Raw genomic sequence first — 19,156 nt, 5'->3', positions numbered from 1 at the left:
GTATATGGAGAAGATTTGCTAATATAGCACCGTAGTTCACAATTTTAAAGCTTGGATTTTGAATAACAAAGAATTTACTTCTGAATTGTCACGACGATTGGGATATACTTTAAAGGATACCTCGGAATTGGTTACATCCTTGTTGTCGGATATGACGCGGCAGTTGGAAGAAGGAAATACAATTTCCGTACAAGGCTTTGGAACATTCGAGGTGAAAAAGAAAGCGGAACGTATATCTGTGAATCCAACGACTAAGCAGCGTATGCTGGTTCCGCCTAAATTAGTATTAACCTACAAACCCAGTACGTTGTTAAAAGATAAGTTTAAGTAATCCTCCTTATTAAATCTTCCATAATTATGAATGAAAAACTAAACATACAGGACCTGATTGACTTGTTGGCTGAAAAGCATGGCATGAGCAAGAAGAATGCTGATAGTTTTGTGAAGGAGTTTTTCCAGTTGATTGAGGAAGCGTTGGAAAAAGATAAATATGTGAAGATAAAAGGATTGGGAGCCTTTAAACTGATTGATGTTGAAAGTCGTGAAAGTATTAACGTCAATACCGGAGAGCGTTTTGAGATACAAGGACATACTAAAGTTTCGTTTACCCCGGAACCCGCTCTGAAAGATATTATCAATAAGCCATTCTCGCATTTTGAAACGGTTGTGCTCAATGATGACACTGTTTTGGAAGACACCCCTATAGACAATGGCAATGAGGATGAAGAAGAAACAGAACAAAGAACGGAAGAATGCGTACCGGGTGTGACAGAAAAATCTCAAGATGTGACAGAAGCGGCTGTTGATACCTCTGAGGAAGCAGTAACTTTGGAAGAAATGGAGATTCGTTCGGAGGAAGTAACAGTATGTCCGGGTGAAGAGATTGCGGAGACACCTTCCGTTGTTTCGGAAGAGACAGCTGGTGCTGAGGAAACGGAAGTAGTGAAGACGGAAGTGCCGGCAGAATCTTCTACCATGAAATATTTTATCGGTATTGTAGTTCTTGTTGTGCTGTTGTGTTCGGGAGCAGTTGTTTATTTATATTATCCGGACTTATTTGATAAATTATCAACCAAACCACCGGTAGAAGAGATTGTAGATGCCAAAGTTAATAAACAGACAGATAATAAGGTTTTAACGGACAGTATTTCTGTCAAAGACACTACGGCTGTTGCAAAGGCGGATACAGCAGTCCCAAAGAAGCCCGTAGATAAACCTGTAATTAAGAAACCGGACGCAACGGTTGTTGCCAAACAACCTGTCGTTGTTGCTGCATCTGCATCCCAATCCCCAAAACAGTCCGGAGCTGCGTATATTCCCGATTCCACCAATTACACTATTGTGGGAACTGAGGCAACATATACAATTCAGCCCGGAGAAACATTAACCAAAGTGGCCCTTCGTTTCTATGGTACTAAAGCCCTTTATCCATATATAGTAAAACATAATCCGAATGTTATCAAAAAGCCGAATAATGTGCCTGCCGGTACAACGATAAAAATACCGAAATTAGCAAAGAAGCAGTAAAATTTTACTGCTTCTTTTTTTGTTAAATACTAAACTCTATGAAAGTAGTTTAATCTAAAGGTTTCACATCGTTTTTTAATAAAAATTAGTTGCTATGGTTAATTTATTCCTGTACTTTTGGGAGCAAAATATAATCAACGGTATCTAACCGGACTAAAATGAAAATTAAACACTAAAAATACATTGATTTATGGCTGAAACAATTGATATCCGCGAACTGAACGAGCGGATTGAAAGACAAAGCGCTTTCGTTACCAACCTTACTACGGGCATGGACCAGGTTATTGTAGGACAAAAGCACCTGGTAGAGTCGTTGTTAATCGGTTTGTTGTCTGACGGACACGTATTGTTGGAAGGTGTGCCGGGCTTGGCAAAGACTTTAGCTATCAAGACACTGGCTTCATTAATCGATGCGCAATATAGCCGCATTCAGTTTACGCCGGACTTGTTACCGGCAGACGTTATCGGTACAATGGTTTACAGTCAGAAAGACGAGACTTTTCAAGTAAAGAAAGGGCCTGTATTCGCTAATTTTGTGTTGGCGGATGAAATTAACCGTGCTCCTGCCAAAGTCCAGAGTGCATTATTGGAAGCCATGCAGGAACGTCAGGTTACCATAGGCAAGGAAACCTTCAAGTTGCCCGAACCTTTCTTGGTACTTGCAACCCAAAATCCCATTGAGCAAGAAGGTACATATCCATTGCCGGAAGCACAGGTAGACCGTTTCATGCTGAAAGTAGTCATCGACTATCCTAAATTGGAAGAAGAAAAACTGATTATACGCCAGAATATAAATGGAGATAAGCTGAATGTGAAACCTATCTTGAAAGCTGACGAGATTATCGAAGCGCGTAAGGTTGTGCGTCAGGTATATCTGGACGAAAAGATTGAGAAATACATTGTCGATATTGTATTTGCAACCCGTTATCCGGAGAAATACGACTTGAAGGAACTGAAAGATATGATTGGATTCGGCGGTTCACCCCGTGCATCCATTAACCTGGCACTGGCTGCCCGCAGTTATGCTTTCATCAAGCGTCGCGGCTATGTTATTCCGGAAGATGTGCGTGCCGTGGCACATGATGTACTGCGCCACCGCATCGGCTTGACCTATGAGGCTGAAGCAAGCAATATGACTTCGGACGAAATCGTCAGCAAGATATTGAATAAGGTTGAAGTGCCCTAATGTAAACATATATCGTAACCGCAAGGTAGATGCTGAAAGAGCGTTCCTGTTGTTTTACTAAAACAAGGGAAGAGATTTACTAAATCTTTGCCGACGTTTTAGTAAAAGAGGAAGATAAATTTAGTAAAATACGTTTGTAGTATACTAAGTGATTGTTTACTAAATATTTATGTATTACTGAATGGAAACCACTGATTTGTTAAAAAAAGTCCGTCAAATTGAGATAAAAACACACGGATTATCCAATAATATCTTTGCAGGCCAGTATCACTCGGCTTTCAAAGGTAGAGGTATGGCTTTCTCCGAAGTGCGCGAATATCAGTTTGGCGACGATATACGCGACATAGACTGGAATGTAACGGCTCGTTTTCATAAGCCTTTCGTGAAGGTGTTTGAAGAAGAACGTGAACTGACCGTAATGTTGCTGGTAGATGTTTCCGGTAGTTTGGAATTCGGTACGGTGAAGCAGATGAAAAAAGACATGGTGACGGAAATCGCTGCTACATTAGCTTTTTCTGCTATCCAGAACAACGATAAAATAGGTGTTATCTTCTTTTCCGACCGGATAGAGAAATTCATTCCACCTAAGAAAGGACGTAAACACATACTATATATTATTCGTGAGTTACTTGATTTTCATCCGGAAAGCCGGCGGACAAATATACGTCTCGGCTTGGAATACCTTACGAATGTTATGAAACGTCGTTGCACAGCTTTTGTCTTATCAGACTTTATCGACCGGGAAAACTTTAAAAATGCCATGACCATTGCCAATCGCAAGCATGATGTCGTAGCTATTCAGGTTTATGACCGTCGTGTAGAGGAGTTGCCGGCCGTAGGTTTGATGAAGATTAAGGATGCGGAAACCGGGCATGAGCAATGGATTGATACTTCTTCGCGTGCTGTGCGTCGTGCCCATCATGATTGGTGGGTGAACAAGCAGGTGGAGCTGAACGATACGTTTACCAAGAGCAATGTTGACAATGTGTCGGTACGTACGGATCAGGACTATGTTAAGGCATTGATGAATTTGTTTGCAAAACGAAATTAATCGGATAATGAAAAGATATTTATTTCTGATAACGCTGTTGGCAGCATTGACGGGCAAGACGGTAGCCCAGTCTGTGACGGTGGATGCTACAATTGATTCCTTGCAAATCCTCATCGGGGAGCAAGCCAAAATTAAGCTCCAAGTGTCATTGGACACAGACAAGCGTGCTATTTTTCCCGCCTATACCGATACTTTGGTGCGTGGAGTGGAAATTATAGACATAGCCAAGCCGGATACGCAATTGCTGAATGACGGAAGACGCTCGTTGATAACTCAGGAGTATACTGTTACTTCTTTTGATTCGGCGCTGTATTATTTGCCGCCAATGGAGGTGCTTGTCGATAACAAGGCATATCGTTCCAAGGCTTTGGCGTTAAAGGTATATTCCATGCCGGTAGATACGTTGCATCCCGACCAGTTCTTCGGGCCGAAACCGGTAATGAAAGCACCTTTTGCATGGGAAGATTGGTATATGTCTATCACTTGTGCCGTGCTGCTTGTTCCGTTTCTGCTGTTGCTGGTATATCTCGTGAAACGTATTCGTGACAATAAGCCGATTATACGTAAGGTGAAAGTGGAGCCCAAATTGCCGCCGCATCAATTGGCTATGCAGGAGATAGAACGCATCAAGAGTGAGAAAGTATGGCAGAAAGGACAGTCGAAGGAATATTATACGGAGTTGACTGATGCTATTCGTACTTATATAAAAGATCGTTTTGGCTTCAATGCTTTAGAAATGACTTCTTCTGAAATCATTGATAAGCTGTTGGAAATGAATGATAAGGATGCTATATCAGATTTGCGTGCTTTGTTCCAAACCGCGGATTTGGTGAAGTTTGCCAAGCATAATCCGTTGATGAATGAGAATGACGCTAACTTGATTAATGCGATTGACTTCATCAATGATACGAAGGAGAAGGAGGACGAAAATGCTAAACCGCAACCTACTGAGATTACTGTTATTGAGAAACGCTCTTTGCGTACCAAGATATTACTTGGTGCAGGAATCGTTGCTTTAGCGGCAGCTCTTGTCGGTTCGCTGATATATATCGGTTTGGAGTTGTACAACTATTTTGCCTGATGGTAAAAGTAGAAGTCCGCTTCAAGCTAAATCGTAATTTGTAAAATTGTAAATATCATGGTTTTTGCCAATATTGAATATTTATTTCTGCTATTGTTGCTTATACCTTATATAGTATGGTATATCATGAAGAGGAAGAATAGTGAAGCCACGCTTCAGATTTCGGATGCTCGTGTATATGCACATACCCCTAAGAGTTATAAGAACTACCTGCTGCATGCACCGTTTGTATTGCGGATAGCTGCTTTGGCATTGATTATTATTGTTTTAGCCCGTCCGCAAACTACCAACAGCTGGCAGAATAGTGAAATAGAGGGTATTGATATAATGCTTGCCATAGACGTTTCTACCAGTATGCTGGCTGAAGATTTGAAACCTAACCGTTTGGAAGCCGCTAAGGATGTTGCGGCAGAATTCATCAATGGCCGTCCGAATGATAATGTCGGTATCACGCTGTTTGCCGGAGAGAGTTTTACACAGTGTCCGTTGACAGTGGACCATGCTGTTCTTCTGAATCTGATAAAAGACGTGAAATGTGGTCTTATTGAGGATGGTACGGCAGTGGGAATGGGTATTGCCAATGCGGTTACCCGACTGAAAGACAGTAAAGCCAAATCGAAAGTAATCATTCTGTTGACAGACGGTACGAATAACAGGGGAGAAATATCTCCGTTGACAGCTGCCGAGATTGCAAAAAGTTTCGGTATCCGTGTCTATACTATTGGTGTGGGAACTAACGGTATGGCTCCATACCCTTATCCGGTAGGCGGAACAGTGCAATATGTCAATATGCCGGTTGAAATTGATGAAAAGACTCTGACGCAGATTGCCGGAACAACGGATGGTAATTATTTTCGTGCTACGAGCAATTCAAAGTTGAAAGAGGTATACGAGGAAATAGACAAGCTGGAGAAAACAAAACTGAATGTGAAAGAATACAGTAAGCGTCAGGAAGAGTATCGCTGGTTTGCGCTGGCGGCTTTCTTATGCGTACTGTTGGAAGTTTTGTTACGTAATTCTATATTGAAGAAAATACCGTAACAGTTACACTGAATTTTCCTCGGATATATTTTGTATCGTACCCAAATTAGTAAATTGTAAATTAGTAAAAAAGAAGATGTTTCGATTTGAAGAACCTGCATATTTGTACTTGTTGCTGTTGTTGCCTTTATTGGCAGCTTTCTACTTGTATTCCAATTATCGGCGGCGAAAGAATATCCGTAAATTCGGAGATCCGGTACTAATGGCACAGTTGATGCCGGATGTATCCAAGTATCGTCCCGATGTGAAATTCTGGATGGTGTTTGCAGCTATCGGGCTGTTTGCCGTACTGTTGGCTCGTCCCCAGTTCGGCTCTAAATTGGAGACAGTGAAGCGCCAGGGAGTGGAAGTTATGATTGCACTGGATATTTCTAATTCAATGTTGGCGCAAGATGTGCAGCCCAGCCGTTTGCAGAAGGCAAAGAGGCTGGTGGCGCAGTTGGTGGATAAAATGGAAAATGACAAGGTAGGTATGATTGTTTTTGCGGGCGATGCATTTACACAACTTCCTATTACAAGTGACTATATATCTGCTAAAATGTTCTTGGAATCCATTGACCCTTCATTGATTTCTAAACAAGGTACAGCCATTGGAGCAGCCATTAATTTAGCTTCCCGGAGTTTTACTCCTCAAGAAGGGGTGGGGCGCGCGGTAATTGTCATAACTGATGGTGAAAATCACGAAGGCGGTGCGATAGAAGCGGCTAAGGCGGCTGCAGAGAAAGGCATTCAGGTGAATGTGCTTGGCGTGGGTATGCCCGAAGGAGCGCCTATCCCGGCAGAGGGAACCAATGATTATCGTCGTGACCGTGACGGAAATGTGATTGTGACTCGTTTGAATGAACAGATGTGTCAGGAAATAGCTAAGGCCGGCAATGGCATCTATGTACGTGTGGACAATACAAACGGTGCTCAAAAGGCAATCAGTCAGGAAATCAATAAAATGGCGAAGGCCGATGTGGAAACACAGGTATATACAGAGTTCAATGAGCAATTTCAGGCTGTAGCATGGATTATTTTGTTGTTGCTGTTGGCTGAAATGTTGGTATTGGAACGTAAGAACCCTTTGTTCCGTAATATTCATTTGTTTTCCAATAAGAAATGATGCGTATGTTACAGAGAAAATATATAGGATTGATTTTATTGCTGCTAATGGCAGTTACGGTTTCGGCTCAGAAAGCCGAACGTGATTTTATCCGTAAGGGAAACCGCTTTTTTAAAGATAGTGTGTATGTCAATGCTGAAGTGAATTATCGTAAGGCTTTGGAAGTAAATCCTCAGTCTACAGTTTCCATGTTCAATCTTGGAAATACATTGGCACAGCAGAATAAATTGCAAGAAGCTATGGAGCAATATGTTGCAGCCACAAAAATAGAAAAAGACAAGGGTGATTTGGCACAGGTCTATCATAATATGGGCGTGATTTTTCAATCGCAGAAAGATTACGCAAAGGCCGTAGAAGCATACAAGCAGTCTTTGCGCAACAATCCGAAAGATGATGAAACACGTTATAATTTGGCTTTGGCTCAGAAAATGCTGAAAGACCAACAGCAGAATCAGCAAAACCAAGATCAAAACCAACAGCAACAGCAGCAAGATAAGCAAGAGGATAAGAAAGAACAGAATAAAGATCAACAACAGAATAAAGACCAGCAACAACCACCTCAGCCACAGAAAAAGGATAATGAGATGTCTAAGGAAAATGCCGAACAGCTTTTGAACTCTGTGATGCAGGATGAGAAAGACGTGCAGGATAAAGTAAAGAAACAACAGGTTATTCAAGGTGGGCGTCTGGAAAAGGATTGGTAATAAATATAATAGGAAATAATATATGAGAAAAATCGTTTTCTTATGGATGGTACTGATAACAGTCAGTTTACATACTTTTGCCGATGGTAAGGTATCGTTTACTGCATCTGCCCCCGATGCTGTGGCGGTAGGTGATCAGTTCAGACTGTCATATACAGTGACTACGCAGAAGGTGAGAGACTTTCGGGCTCCTTCTATAAAAGGATTTGAGGTGCTTATGGGGCCCAGCCGTTCACAACAGAAAAGTGTGCAGATTATTAATGGGGAAACAACCTCTACCAGCAGTATAACATTTACATATATCTTGATGGCTACTGCGGAAGGAAGTTTTACTATTCCCGGGGCTACAATAACAGCAGATGGTAATCAGATGGTTTCCAATGCTGTACATGTTAATGTGCTTCCATCAGATCAGGCAAATGGAGCGTCTTCCGGAAATAATGGAAGGCAGAGCGGTTCGGCAAGTCGCGCTTCGTCGGGAGCGTCAGTATCAAATAGTGATTTGTTTATTACAGCTACAGCCAGTAAGACAAATCTGTATGAACAAGAAGCATTCTTGTTGACATACAAGATATATACTTTAGTAGACTTAAGAGGTTTCGACAATGTGAAACTCCCTGATTTCAAGGGATTTCATTCACAGGAAGTTGAATTGCCAAATGATCGCAAGTGGAGTCTCGAACATTATAAAGGAAGAAATTATCAGACAACCGTATATCGTCAGTTTGTGCTATTCCCACAACAATCGGGAAAGATAACAATTGATGCGGCACGTTTCGATGCATCTATAGCTAAAGCTACTCAGGTTGCCGATCCTTTTGAAGCATTCTTCAATGGTGGTAATAATTATGTGGAGGTAAAGAAAACATTAGTAACTCCCAAATTGACGGTTGATGTGAAAGCTTTGCCGGAAGGTAAGCCAGTAGGATTCTCCGGCGGAGTGGGAGAGTTCAGCATTTCTTCTTCTATAAATAGCACGAACTTAAAAACGAATGATGCTGTTACCGTGAAGCTTATTATTTCCGGTACAGGTAATCTGAAATTGATTTCTACTCCGGAAGTAAAATTCCCGGAAGATTTTGAAGTTTATGATCCGAAGGTAGATAATAAGTTCCGTTTGACAAATGCCGGGCTTTCCGGCAGTCAGGTGATAGAATATCTTGCCATTCCTCGTAACGCAGGAACCTATAAGATTCCCGCTGTGAAGTTCAGTTATTTTGATATTAAATCTCGTACTTATAAGACTCTGACAACTGAGGAATATGAGCTTCATGTTGAGAAAGGAAGCGGTAATGCTGCCCAAACGATTGCCAATTTTACTAATAAAGAAGATTTAAAGGTATTGAATGAGGATATCCGTTATATTAAGCAGAATAATGTAACTCTTTCTCAAAAAGGTGATTTCTTCTTTGGCTCTTTGCTTTGTTGGTTATTCTATATTGTGCCTGGTGTTGCATTTATCTTATTCTTTATTATTTATCGTAAACAAATTGCAGCCAATGCTAATGTGGCTAAGATGCGTACGAAGAAAGCAAATAAGGTTGCGGTTAAACGTATGAAGTTGGCCGGTAAACTATTGGCAGATAATAAGAAAGATGCATTCTATGATGAAGTATTGAAGGCCTTGTGGGGATATATCAGTGACAAATTGAGTATTCCGGTTTCACGCCTGTCTAAAGATAATGTTGAAGGGGAACTTCGTAATTATGGTGTGAATGATGCACTGATAAAAGATTTTCTTGATACTTTGAATAATTGTGAGTTTGCTCGTTTTGCTCCTGGGGATGATAATCAGGCTATGGATAAGGTTTATTCGGATTCTTTGGAAGTAATCAGTAAAATGGAAAGCTCTATAAAACATTAATTGGGAGGACACTATGATGAAGAAAATAATATCCTTAACATTTACTATGTTGATGACAGTAGTTGTTTGGGGGCAAGGTACTGTTGAAGCAGATACTTTATCTGCAAAAGACTCTGTTTCTATAGGTTCGCATACTGAGTTTTCTGCTGCAAAGTTATTGGAAGATAATGTAACTAAAGCACAAGGTGATAGTGCATATATGCGAAATGATTATGCTTCTGCCATTCAAATTTATGAAAGTTTGTTGAAAAAAGGAGAAGCGTCAGAAATTTACTATAATTTGGGTAATAGCTATTATAAGGCTGATGATATAGCAAAGGCTATTTTAAATTATGAACGTGCTTTATTGTTACAACCTGGTAATGCCGATATTCGTGCTAATTTAGAGATTGCACGCTCTAAAACAGTAGACAAAGTAGCTTCAGTTCCTGATATATTTTTTGTTGCTTGGACTAAATCTTTGATAAATTGTTTAAGTGTGGACGTATGGGCTAAGTTAGGAATCGTATTTTTTATTCTTTTGCTTGTATCATTTTCTCTTTTCTTCTTTTCCAAACAGGTTGTTTGGAAGAAAAGCGGATTTATAGCGGGTGTTATATTTTTGGTATTTGTTATTCTGAGTAATATTTTTGCTTCAGAACAAAAAAATGAGTTGATGAATAGAAATAAAGCCATAATATTGTCTCCCAGTGTTACAGTAAGAAGTACTCCGAGTGAAAGTGGTACAAGTTTGTTTGTTCTACATGAAGGGCATAAAATTGAAATTAAAGATAATTCCATGCGTGAATGGAAAGAAATTCGTTTAGAAGATGGTAAGGTAGGGTGGGTCCCTACTTCTGCATTGGAAATAATTTAGAATGGCCTGTTGCTGGATATAAAGCTCGTATAGAGGTAGAAGGAATTAATTTTCTCATACTTTATACAGGCTTTTTTAGTATTTATGAGAATGTTAAACATATGATAGAAAAATACAAGCAAATAGTTTGTTTTATCTTTTTTTTTCCTTAAGTTTATAGCGTGATAAAGAAATATCCAAAGTATTAACCATTAAATTTATGAATATGAGAACAATAACATTTAATGAACTTCGTAAGATTAAAGACTCATTACCTAGTGGTAGTATGCATAGAATAGCAGATGAACTCGGACTTAATGTTGACACTGTAAGAAATTTTTTTGGCGGTCATAATTTTAAGGAGGGGAAGAGTGTTGGAATCCACTTGGAACCTGGTCCGGATGGTGGTTTAGTAATGATTGATGATACTACTGTTCTTGATCGGGCTTTAAAAATTTTAGATGAAATGGCAGGTGAAACTGCTGAACCTGTTCGGGCTTAAGAAAAGAAAGTAAAAGAGGATCCCAATTGCTGAGAAACAATTGGGATTTCTTGTTTGTTTTATAAACAATATAATTAGAAAACTTATGGAAGATAAATTAGTAACATTAGCAATTCTGACGTACGCAAAAGCACAAATACTGAAGAATGTTCTTGAGAATGAAGGTATTGAGACTTACATTCATAATGTAAACCAAATACAGCCGGTTATATCTTCCGGTGTACGTGTTCGTATCAAAGAGAGTGATCTGCCACATGCTTTGAAGATAACTGAAAGTTCTGCGTGGCTATCTGAGGAAGTAGTGGGAGGGAAGGCTCCAAAAATAGAGAAGGGTAGCAACAAAGTTGTAATCCCTGTTGATTTTTCAAATTATTCATTGAAAGCATGTGAGTTTGGCTTCAATTTTGCAAAAAATATAGATGCTGAAGTAGTTTTACTTCATGTTTATTTTACACCTATTTATGCAACATCGTTACCATACGGTGATGTTTTTAACTATCAGTTAAGTGATGAAGAGAATGTAAGAACTATATTACAGAAAGTACATGCTGATTTAAACACTTTATCCGACAAAGTAAAAGCTAAGGTTGCTTCTAATGAGTTTCCTAATGTAAAATATACATGTGTATTAAGAGAAGGCATCCCGGAGGAAGAAATATTACGCTATTCTAAGGAAAATCGGCCGAGGATTATTATCATGGGAACACGTGGTAAGAATCAAAAGGATATTGATTTGATTGGTAGTGTGACGGCTGAGATTATTGAGCGTAGCCGTGTACCAGTTTTGGCTATTCCTGAGAACACGCCATTTAAGCAATTTAGTGAGGCAAAGCGTATTGCATTTATTACAAATTTTGATCAACGTGATTTAATAGCTTTTGATTTATTAATTAATAGCTTGAAACCATTTCAGTTTTCTGTATCTTTAATCCATTTAGCCGATGTAAAAGATACTTGGAATGAGATAAAATTAGGCGGCATTAAAGAGTATTTCCAAAAACAATATCCACAATTAGAAATTCATTATGATGTGGTGAAAAATGATGATTTTCTCAATAGTTTGGATAACTATATTAAAAGTAATCATATAGATGTTATTACATTAACGTCATATAAGCGAAATATATTTTCTCGTTTATTTAATCCAGGCATTGCAAGAAAGATGATTTTCCATTCTGATACACCTTTATTGGTTATTTATGGACGTCCAACTTGATTTCTATTGTTTAGTAAAGAAAGTGCCATAACTTTAATTATTAGTTACGGCACAAACATAAGTATTACTTTTGTTAATTATGCAATATCAAGATTATGTTTAATATAAAAAAGAACCTATAAAAATTATACAACTATTACTCCCATAATAAATAATATTTAAATCAATAATAAAAAGAGAGATAGCTTGAATTCAAGCTATCTCTTTTTTTATTATTATTGCATCATTTTCTCAATTTCATCAAATTCAGAACCCATTTGTAAGTTATAGTATACTCTGTACAAACCATTTAACCATAAATCTTTTTGATCAGGTTTTAATTCTCTTGCTTTCTCATAATTAGGTCTAGCCTTTTCATAAAAAATCTTCAATGTAGCTTGGTCTTCTTTGTATTTCGGATCATTAACATCAGTAGTAGCCTTTTCTGAGAAGTCTTGTGCTTGTAAACAGTATATTAAACCTAAATTAGAATATGCTTCTGCATAATTAGGATCTACTTCAATAGTCTTTTTGTAAAATTCAATAGCTTTATCGTAATTCTTCATGTTATGATAAAGATATCCTTTCACATATAGGTAGAATGTGTTATTAGGATCTTTAGCCAGCATATCATCAGCAAATTGCATTGCTTCATCAAACTTATTGCTATTGCTATAATAATCAATTAAATGACCAAAGAAGAATGAATGCTCTGGATATTTTTGAATACCATCCTTTAAAGATGCAACCCATTTAACCGTATCACCTTGAGCTTTTAATGCTGTAGAAATAAATTCCATGGCATATTTTCCTACTTCTTTATCTTCTTTTGCATATTGAGCATACTTCAACACGCTTGAATAATCTTCCATTTTGGCTGCGGCCAAGCTTGCATAATATGCAATTTGAGGTAATACAGTATCTGTTTGAAGTAGATTTTCTTTCTCAAACATCGGATTAATAGCAATGTCTACATAGGTTGCAAAGAAGTCAAGGGCTTCTTTATTCTTGTCTAAGTTAAAATATTGAATACCACCGTTAATCAAATTAGGGCGTGCAGATAATATGGCAGCGCTATTAGATTTTCTGTATTTATTCTTGATCTTACCTTTTTCATTAGGAATTTGTGCAAGCTCGTCACATTTAAAGTAGTATTTGCACATATTTAATGCGCTGTTATATACTTTAAGAGTATCATAAGGCTTTCTTAAATAGGCGTTCTCCATTTCCTTTTCATTGATTCTCTTTTGAATAAAGCCAGCTACATCCCATGTCTCAGCATTGTCCTTGGTTTCAGCATTGGTCAAGGCACCGTTGATAAGTTGCTCTGCTTGGGCAAAGTTTGGTTTTACTTCGTTAGCGATGCTTTTAGCTTCTTTTACACTCTTTTCTTGGGCGAAAGTGAAGCCTGCGGCAAGTAGTAAAACCATTGAAAATAGTACTCTTTTCATGATTGTAGAAAAATTTAAATTAATATTATGTCTATTCTTCATTTTCATTATTTATTTTGCTCTGAGGGTTTTCTGATGTGGTATCATCTTCTTCTGTAATAATATCCTCTTCATTCTCAGAGGTTACCTTACATACCGAACCGATCTCATCATTACGCTTTTCAAGATTTATCAGTCGTACTCCCTGTGTGGCACGTCCCATGATGCGGACGTCAGCTACTTTCAAGCGGATAGTGATACCTGATTTATTGATAATCATTAAATCATTCTCATCTGTTACAGACTTGATTGTTACCAACTTACCGGTCTTATCAGTGATATTCATGGTTTTTACACCTTTACCGCCACGATTCGTCTTACGATAATCTTCAATATCAGAACGTTTACCATACCCTTGCTCTGAAACCACCATGATTGTTTCAGCTTCAGGGTCTTTGATACAAATCATTCCAACAATTTCGTCTTGTCCATCTTCATCAAGCGTCATACCACGTACACCGGTAGCTGTACGTCCCATTACGCGTACTGCATTCTCGTGGAAACGAATGGCGCGTCCGTTGCGATTGGCGATGATAATCTCATTATTACCGTTAGTCATACGCACCTCGATTACGCGGTCGTCTTCACGAATGGTAATGGCGTTGACACCATTCTGGCGAGGGCGGGAATACTGTTCGAGCAATGTTTTCTTGATAACACCATTCTTTGTGCAGAACAGTACATAATGGCTGTTGATGAAATCCTGGTCATTCAAGTTCTTCACACGCAGATATGCATTTACAGCATCATCGGAGTCTATATTCAACAGGTTTTGAATGGCGCGTCCCTTAGAATTCTTCGTTCCTTCGGGTATTTCATAGACTTTCAACCAATAACACTTACCTTTTTGGGTGAAGAACATCATTGTATTGTGCATTGTTGCAGGATAGATATGTTCTACGAAGTCCTCATCGCGTGTTTCTGTTCCCTTAGAACCTACCCCACCACGGTTTTGAGCACGGAATTCGCTTAACGGCGTACGCTTGATATATCCCATGTGAGAAATGGTAATAATCATTTCATCGTCTGCATAAAAATCTTCCGGATTGAATTCTTCCGATGAATAAACAATTTCAGAACGGCGTTCATCACCGTATTTATCTTGAATCTCGATTAATTCATCTTTGATAACCTTGCGGCAGAGTTCATCGTTAACGAGGATTTCTTCCAGATAAGCAATCTGCTTTTGTATTTCCTCATACTCGGCATGAAGCTGATCCTGCATAAGTCCGGTTAACTGACGCAGACGCATTTCTACAATGGCACGTGATTGGATTTCAGTCAATTCAAAGCGTTCTATCAAGCCGCTGATTGCGTCATTCGGCGTTTTTGCGGCACGGATAATTTTGATTACCTCGTCAATATTGTCTGATGCGATAATCAAACCTTCTAAAATATGGGCGCGTTCTTTAGCTTTACGCAAATCGTATTGTGTACGGCGGATAACCACGTCGTGACGATGCTCAACGAAATACTTGATAAGGTCTTTCAAATTTAATAAGCGGGGACGTCCATGTACCAATGCCACATTATTTACACCGAAAGATGTCTGCAACAATGTCATCTTGTACAGCTTGTTCAGCACCACACTGGCGTTGGCGTCACGCTTCACGTCGATGACGATACGCATACCTTCACGGTCAGACTCATCATTGGCGTTGGAAATGCCCTCTATTCTCTTTTCGTTGGCCAAATCAGCAATGGACTTGATTAATTCGGCCTTATTTACTCCGTAAGGAATTTCGGTAACGATAATCTTGTCGTGAGTAGAAGTTGTCTCAATCTCCGCTTTGGCACGCATTACGACACGTCCGCGACCTGTCAGATAGGCTTCGCGCACACCGCTCATACCATAGATATAACCGCCTGTCGGGAAGTCTGGAGCTTTGACATAGGTCATTAAGTCCTCAATGTCAATATCGTTATTGTCAATGTATGCGATGCAGGCGTCTATCACTTCAGATAGATTATGAGTCGGCATATTTGTGGCCATACCTACGGCGATGCCGGAAGCACCGTTTACGAGTAAATTTGGAATGCGGGTAGGCATTACGGTCGGTTCCAGCAACGAGTCGTCGAAGTTGGTTTGCATGTCAACAGTCTCTTTATCAAGGTCCTGCATCATTTCTTCTCCAATCTTCTGCAAGCGACACTCTGTATAACGCATAGCGGCTGCACTGTCGCCGTCTACAGAACCATAATTACCTTGTCCGTCCACAAGCATGTAGCGCATGGCCCAAGGCTGTGCCATACGGACGAGAGCTCCGTATACGGAAGAGTCACCATGCGGGTGATATTTACCTAATACCTCACCAACAACTCTCGCAGATTTCTTATAGGGTTTATCCGACGTATTTCCCAGTCCCATCATACCGAAAAGAATTCTTCGGTGAACAGGTTTAAAACCATCTCTAACATCCGGAAGGGCACGTGAAACAATGACCGACATAGAGTAGTCAATGTACGAAGACTTCATTTCCTCCTCGATGTTAATCTTTATAATTCTGTCTTGTTCAAGCATTTAAAAAGATTATTAATTATACATTTTCGGGTTTGTAAAAAACCACGCTAAAGTACTGCTTTTTTACGATATACAAAAGTTTTCCTTCATAAACTTTGTTGTAGATTTGCATACTTGCAACCTTGTTTGGGCGCCCTCTTTCCTGCTGAAGATATAACCGATTAGAAATAAGGCAAATACAAGTACCAAACGAATACCACCCTTTGGTACGCGGTGTACCTTACTAAGGTACGAGCCGTACCAAGCTTAGGTACATGAAGTTCCTTAGGATGGTATCGGTCGTACCAATCGTTGGTATGACCGATACCTTTTTCGTGCATTATAATATAAGGTATAGAAAGGAAAACGGAAGATAATGATTTATGGCACGGGATTTGTACATTATTAATTCAGATTATGGTACGCAATATGAAGAAATGCGTATCTTTGTAAATTCAAAACCTTTAATTAAGGAGATAAAAATATATGAATAATCAATTTTCACAAAGAGTTTCTGATATTATAACTTATAGCAAGGAAGAAGCTAATAGACTGAGAAATAGATATATCGGTCCAGAGCATCTTCTACTCGGCATGTTGCGTGACGGTGGTGGAAAAGCTATTGAGATATTGATGAGACTTGATATAGATTTGAAGCAAGTAAAAAAACGCATTGAAAGCTTCTTGAAAGATGCCGAAGATGATACCCTGCTGCCCGATGCGGAAGTTCCATTGTCACCAATGGCTGCTAAGATATTGAAGATGTGCATTTTGGAAGCACGTATTTTGAAGAGTGCACCTGCCGATACCGAGCATGTGCTATTGGCTATACTGAAAGATGGGGATAATCTGGCTGCTACTGTCTTGGAAGAGAATCATGTAAGTTACCAGTCAGTATTTGAGCAGCTTACAATGCAGTCTACTAATCCGAGTGCAGGTATGGGATTTCCGGAAGAGGAAGAAGAGGACGATGATGACATGAATATGTCGTCCCATTCTTCTCACAATGCAGGACCGGGGGCGGCTTCTTCCGCACAGACTGCATCGAAGAAGTCTTCTAATGATACTCCTGTATTGGATAATTTCGGTACAGACATGACTCGTGCTGCAGAGGAAGGCAAGCTTGATCCTGTTGTAGGGCGTGAGCGTGAGATAGAACGTTTGGCGCAGATATTGAGCCGTCGTAAGAAAAACAATCCTGTGTTGATTGGTGAGCCGGGTGTCGGCAAATCAGCTATCGTGGAGGGGTTGGCATTGCGCATTGTTCAGAAAAAAGTATCCCGTATTTTGTTTGACAAGCGGGTTGTTATGCTCGATATGGCTTCTGTTGTGGCAGGAACTAAATATCGTGGACAATTTGAGGAACGTATTCGTTCTATTATCAATGAGTTGCAGAAGAATCCGAACGTAATCTTGTTTATCGACGAGATTCATACTATTGTAGGTGCCGGTGCTGCTGCAGGTTCTATGGACGCAGCTAATATGTTGAAGCCTGCTTTAGCTCGTGGTGAAATACAGTGTATCGGTGCTACCACTCTTGATGAATATAGGAAAAATATTGAGAAAGATGGTGCTTTGGAACGTCGTTTTCAGAAAGTTATAGTAGACCCCACTACTCCGGAAGAAACACTCCAAATATTGAAAAATATAAAAGAGAAGTACGAAGATCATCATAATGTGAGTTATACAGATGAAGCATTGGAAGCTTGTGTCAAGTTGTCAGAACGTTATATAACCGACCGTAACTTCCCGGATAAGGCTATTGACGCTTTGGATGAAGCCGGTTCACGTGTGCATCTGACGAATATCAATGTCCCCAAAGAGATTGAAGAACAGGAAAAATTGATAGAAGATGCACGTGTTTTGAAAGCTGAAGCTGTAAAGTCGCAGAACTTTGAACTGGCTGCCAGTTATCGGGATAGAGAGAAAGAACTTTCGGTTCGTTTGGATGAAATGAAGGTAGAATGGGAAGCACGTCTCAAAGACAACCGCCAGATTGTTGGTGAGGAGGAAATTGCCAATGTCATATCAATGATGTCCGGTGTTCCGGTGCAACGTATGGCCCAGGCGGAAGGTCTTAAGCTGGCAGGAATGAAAGAAGATTTGCAGGCAAAAGTTGTGGCTCAAGATGCTGCAATAGAAAAGCTTACTAAAGCGATTCTGCGTAGCCGTGTGGGTTTGAAAGACCCAAACCGTCCTATCGGAACGTTTATGTTCCTCGGACCTACCGGTGTGGGTAAAACCCACTTAGCTAAACAGTTGGCTAAATATATGTTTGGCTCCAGTGATGCGTTGATACGTATTGATATGAGTGAGTATATGGAGAAATATACGGTGTCTCGTATGATTGGAGCAGCTCCGGGGTATGTCGGTTATGAAGAAGGCGGACAACTAACGGAGAAAGTGCGTCGGAAACCTTATTCAATAGTATTGTTGGATGAAATAGAAAAAGCTCATCCGGATGTGTTTAATATCTTGTTGCAGGTGTTGGATGAAGGACGTCTTACTGACAATTATGGCAGAACGATTGATTTCAAAAATACGGTTATTATCATGACTTCCAATATTGGTACTCGCCAATTGAAGGAATTTGGCCGTGGCGTAGGATTTGCTGCACAGGCGCGTACGGATAATAATGAGCACTCACGCAGTGTAATCCAGAAAGCCTTGCACAAGACCTTTGCTCCTGAGTTTCTGAATCGCTTGGATGAAATCATAACGTTTGATCAGCTTTCGTTGGATGCCATCACAAAGATTGTAGACATAGAGCTGAAGGGGTTGTATGGTCGTATTGAAGCTATTGGTTATAAGATGATTGTAGATGATGAAGCCAAAAGGTTTCTTGCAACCAAAGGCTACGATGTACAGTTTGGTGCACGTCCGTTGAAGCGTGCCATTCAGAATTATCTGGAAGACGGGCTTTCAGAACTCATTGTATCTGCCGGATTACAACCCGGCGATACGGTTAATGTCTCCGTCAATCCGGAAAAAGACGAGTTGAATATAACCAAAGCATAATAAGTCATTATTAATAAAACAGCCAAAATGTCAGTTCTTCGGGACTGGCATTTTTTT

General features: G+C 39.7%; 15 protein-coding genes. 13 read left to right on the top strand and 2 right to left on the bottom strand.

All coding sequences use genetic code 11. The features are described 5' to 3' along the window. The first annotated feature begins 58 nt into the window (after positions 1 to 58). The 12 genes from DW121_RS10985 to DW121_RS10930 all read left to right on the top strand — a co-directional run bounded on the left by DW121_RS10985 (position 59) and on the right by DW121_RS10930 (position 12,112). Positions 59 to 331 (top strand): HU family DNA-binding protein, encoded by a 273-nt coding sequence (locus DW121_RS10985; RefSeq protein ID WP_117713098.1) that lies wholly within the window; start codon positions 59 to 61, stop codon positions 329 to 331. Between the two features lie 26 nt (positions 332 to 357). Further along, complete coding sequence (locus tag DW121_RS10980) at positions 358 to 1,527, top strand: HU family DNA-binding protein (RefSeq protein WP_117713097.1); 1,170 nt, start codon at positions 358 to 360, stop codon at positions 1,525 to 1,527. Between the two features lie 190 nt (positions 1,528 to 1,717). Continuing rightward, on the top strand, positions 1,718 to 2,713 hold the full coding sequence (locus tag DW121_RS10975; RefSeq protein ID WP_117713096.1) for an AAA family ATPase: 996 nt from the start codon (positions 1,718 to 1,720) through the stop codon (positions 2,711 to 2,713). 181 nt (positions 2,714 to 2,894) lie between these two features. Beyond that, positions 2,895 to 3,764, top strand: coding sequence for a DUF58 domain-containing protein (locus DW121_RS10970; RefSeq protein ID WP_118323762.1), 870 nt, complete (start codon positions 2,895 to 2,897; stop codon positions 3,762 to 3,764). 7 nt (positions 3,765 to 3,771) lie between these two features. Beyond that, positions 3,772 to 4,845: a hypothetical protein gene (locus tag DW121_RS10965; RefSeq protein WP_118323761.1), complete on the top strand. Its 1,074-nt coding sequence runs from the start codon at positions 3,772 to 3,774 to the stop codon at positions 4,843 to 4,845. 57 nt (positions 4,846 to 4,902) lie between these two features. After that, complete coding sequence (locus tag DW121_RS10960; RefSeq protein ID WP_117713093.1) at positions 4,903 to 5,886, top strand: vWA domain-containing protein; 984 nt, start codon at positions 4,903 to 4,905, stop codon at positions 5,884 to 5,886. A gap of 76 nt (positions 5,887 to 5,962) precedes the next feature. After that, entirely contained in the window at positions 5,963 to 6,991 is a 1,029-nt protein-coding gene (locus DW121_RS10955) for a VWA domain-containing protein (RefSeq protein ID WP_117713092.1), read from the top strand. Further along, positions 6,988 to 7,695: a tetratricopeptide repeat protein gene (locus DW121_RS10950; RefSeq protein WP_118323760.1), complete on the top strand. Its 708-nt coding sequence runs from the start codon at positions 6,988 to 6,990 to the stop codon at positions 7,693 to 7,695. Before DW121_RS10955 ends, DW121_RS10950 begins: the two co-directional genes overlap by 4 nt. Positions 7,696 to 7,717: 22 nt before the next feature. Beyond that, complete coding sequence (locus DW121_RS10945; RefSeq protein ID WP_117713090.1) at positions 7,718 to 9,559, top strand: BatD family protein; 1,842 nt, start codon at positions 7,718 to 7,720, stop codon at positions 9,557 to 9,559. A 13-nt stretch (positions 9,560 to 9,572) separates the two neighbouring features. Further along, positions 9,573 to 10,415, top strand: a complete 843-nt coding sequence (locus tag DW121_RS10940) for a tetratricopeptide repeat protein (RefSeq protein WP_117713089.1) — start codon at positions 9,573 to 9,575, stop codon at positions 10,413 to 10,415. Between the two features lie 199 nt (positions 10,416 to 10,614). Further along, a complete protein-coding gene (locus DW121_RS10935; protein ID WP_117713088.1) occupies positions 10,615 to 10,896 on the top strand; it encodes a DNA-binding protein in 282 nt (93 codons plus the stop codon). 85 nt (positions 10,897 to 10,981) lie between these two features. Next, on the top strand, positions 10,982 to 12,112 hold the full coding sequence (locus DW121_RS10930; RefSeq protein ID WP_117713087.1) for a universal stress protein: 1,131 nt from the start codon (positions 10,982 to 10,984) through the stop codon (positions 12,110 to 12,112). A gap of 215 nt (positions 12,113 to 12,327) precedes the next feature. Here DW121_RS10930 and DW121_RS10925 read toward each other — a convergent pair whose 3' ends face one another. After that, entirely contained in the window at positions 12,328 to 13,542 is a 1,215-nt protein-coding gene (locus DW121_RS10925) for a tetratricopeptide repeat protein (protein WP_187120028.1), read from the bottom strand. Between the two features lie 31 nt (positions 13,543 to 13,573). Next, positions 13,574 to 16,102, bottom strand: a complete 2,529-nt coding sequence (gene gyrA, locus DW121_RS10920; RefSeq protein WP_118323759.1) for a DNA gyrase subunit A — start codon at positions 16,100 to 16,102, stop codon at positions 13,574 to 13,576. 465 nt (positions 16,103 to 16,567) lie between these two features. On the opposite strand from gyrA, the gene DW121_RS10915 reads away from it, so the two are divergent. Further along, positions 16,568 to 19,099: an ATP-dependent Clp protease ATP-binding subunit gene (locus DW121_RS10915; protein WP_118323758.1), complete on the top strand. Its 2,532-nt coding sequence runs from the start codon at positions 16,568 to 16,570 to the stop codon at positions 19,097 to 19,099. Positions 19,100 to 19,156 lie beyond the last annotated feature (57 nt).

The organism is Bacteroides sp. AM10-21B (assembly GCF_003472565.1).
Taxonomy (GTDB): Bacteria; Bacteroidota; Bacteroidia; order Bacteroidales; family Bacteroidaceae; genus Bacteroides; species Bacteroides propionicigenes.
The sequence above is the reverse complement of the archived record's forward strand: the minus strand, read 5'-3'. Positions and strand labels throughout refer to the sequence as shown.

Bases quoted from the DNA above. Each gene is read 5' to 3' on its own strand.
- DW121_RS10955 (WP_117713092.1), top strand. From the start codon at position 5,963: ATGTTTCGATTTGAAGAACCTGCATATTTGTACTTGTTGCTGTTGTTG.
- DW121_RS10930 (WP_117713087.1), top strand. From the start codon at position 10,982: ATGGAAGATAAATTAGTAACATTAGCAATTCTGACGTACGCAAAAGCA.
- DW121_RS10975 (WP_117713096.1), top strand. From the start codon at position 1,718: ATGGCTGAAACAATTGATATCCGCGAACTGAACGAGCGGATTGAAAGA.
- DW121_RS10980 (WP_117713097.1), top strand. From the start codon at position 358: ATGAATGAAAAACTAAACATACAGGACCTGATTGACTTGTTGGCTGAA.
- gyrA (WP_118323759.1), bottom strand. From the start codon at position 16,102: ATGCTTGAACAAGACAGAATTATAAAGATTAACATCGAGGAGGAAATG.
- DW121_RS10915 (WP_118323758.1), top strand. From the start codon at position 16,568: ATGAATAATCAATTTTCACAAAGAGTTTCTGATATTATAACTTATAGC.
- DW121_RS10960 (WP_117713093.1), top strand. From the start codon at position 4,903: ATGGTTTTTGCCAATATTGAATATTTATTTCTGCTATTGTTGCTTATA.
- DW121_RS10925 (WP_187120028.1), bottom strand. From the start codon at position 13,542: ATGAAAAGAGTACTATTTTCAATGGTTTTACTACTTGCCGCAGGCTTC.
- DW121_RS10965 (WP_118323761.1), top strand. From the start codon at position 3,772: ATGAAAAGATATTTATTTCTGATAACGCTGTTGGCAGCATTGACGGGC.
- DW121_RS10945 (WP_117713090.1), top strand. From the start codon at position 7,718: ATGAGAAAAATCGTTTTCTTATGGATGGTACTGATAACAGTCAGTTTA.
- DW121_RS10940 (WP_117713089.1), top strand. From the start codon at position 9,573: ATGATGAAGAAAATAATATCCTTAACATTTACTATGTTGATGACAGTA.
- DW121_RS10935 (WP_117713088.1), top strand. From the start codon at position 10,615: ATGAATATGAGAACAATAACATTTAATGAACTTCGTAAGATTAAAGAC.
- DW121_RS10970 (WP_118323762.1), top strand. From the start codon at position 2,895: ATGGAAACCACTGATTTGTTAAAAAAAGTCCGTCAAATTGAGATAAAA.
- DW121_RS10950 (WP_118323760.1), top strand. From the start codon at position 6,988: ATGATGCGTATGTTACAGAGAAAATATATAGGATTGATTTTATTGCTG.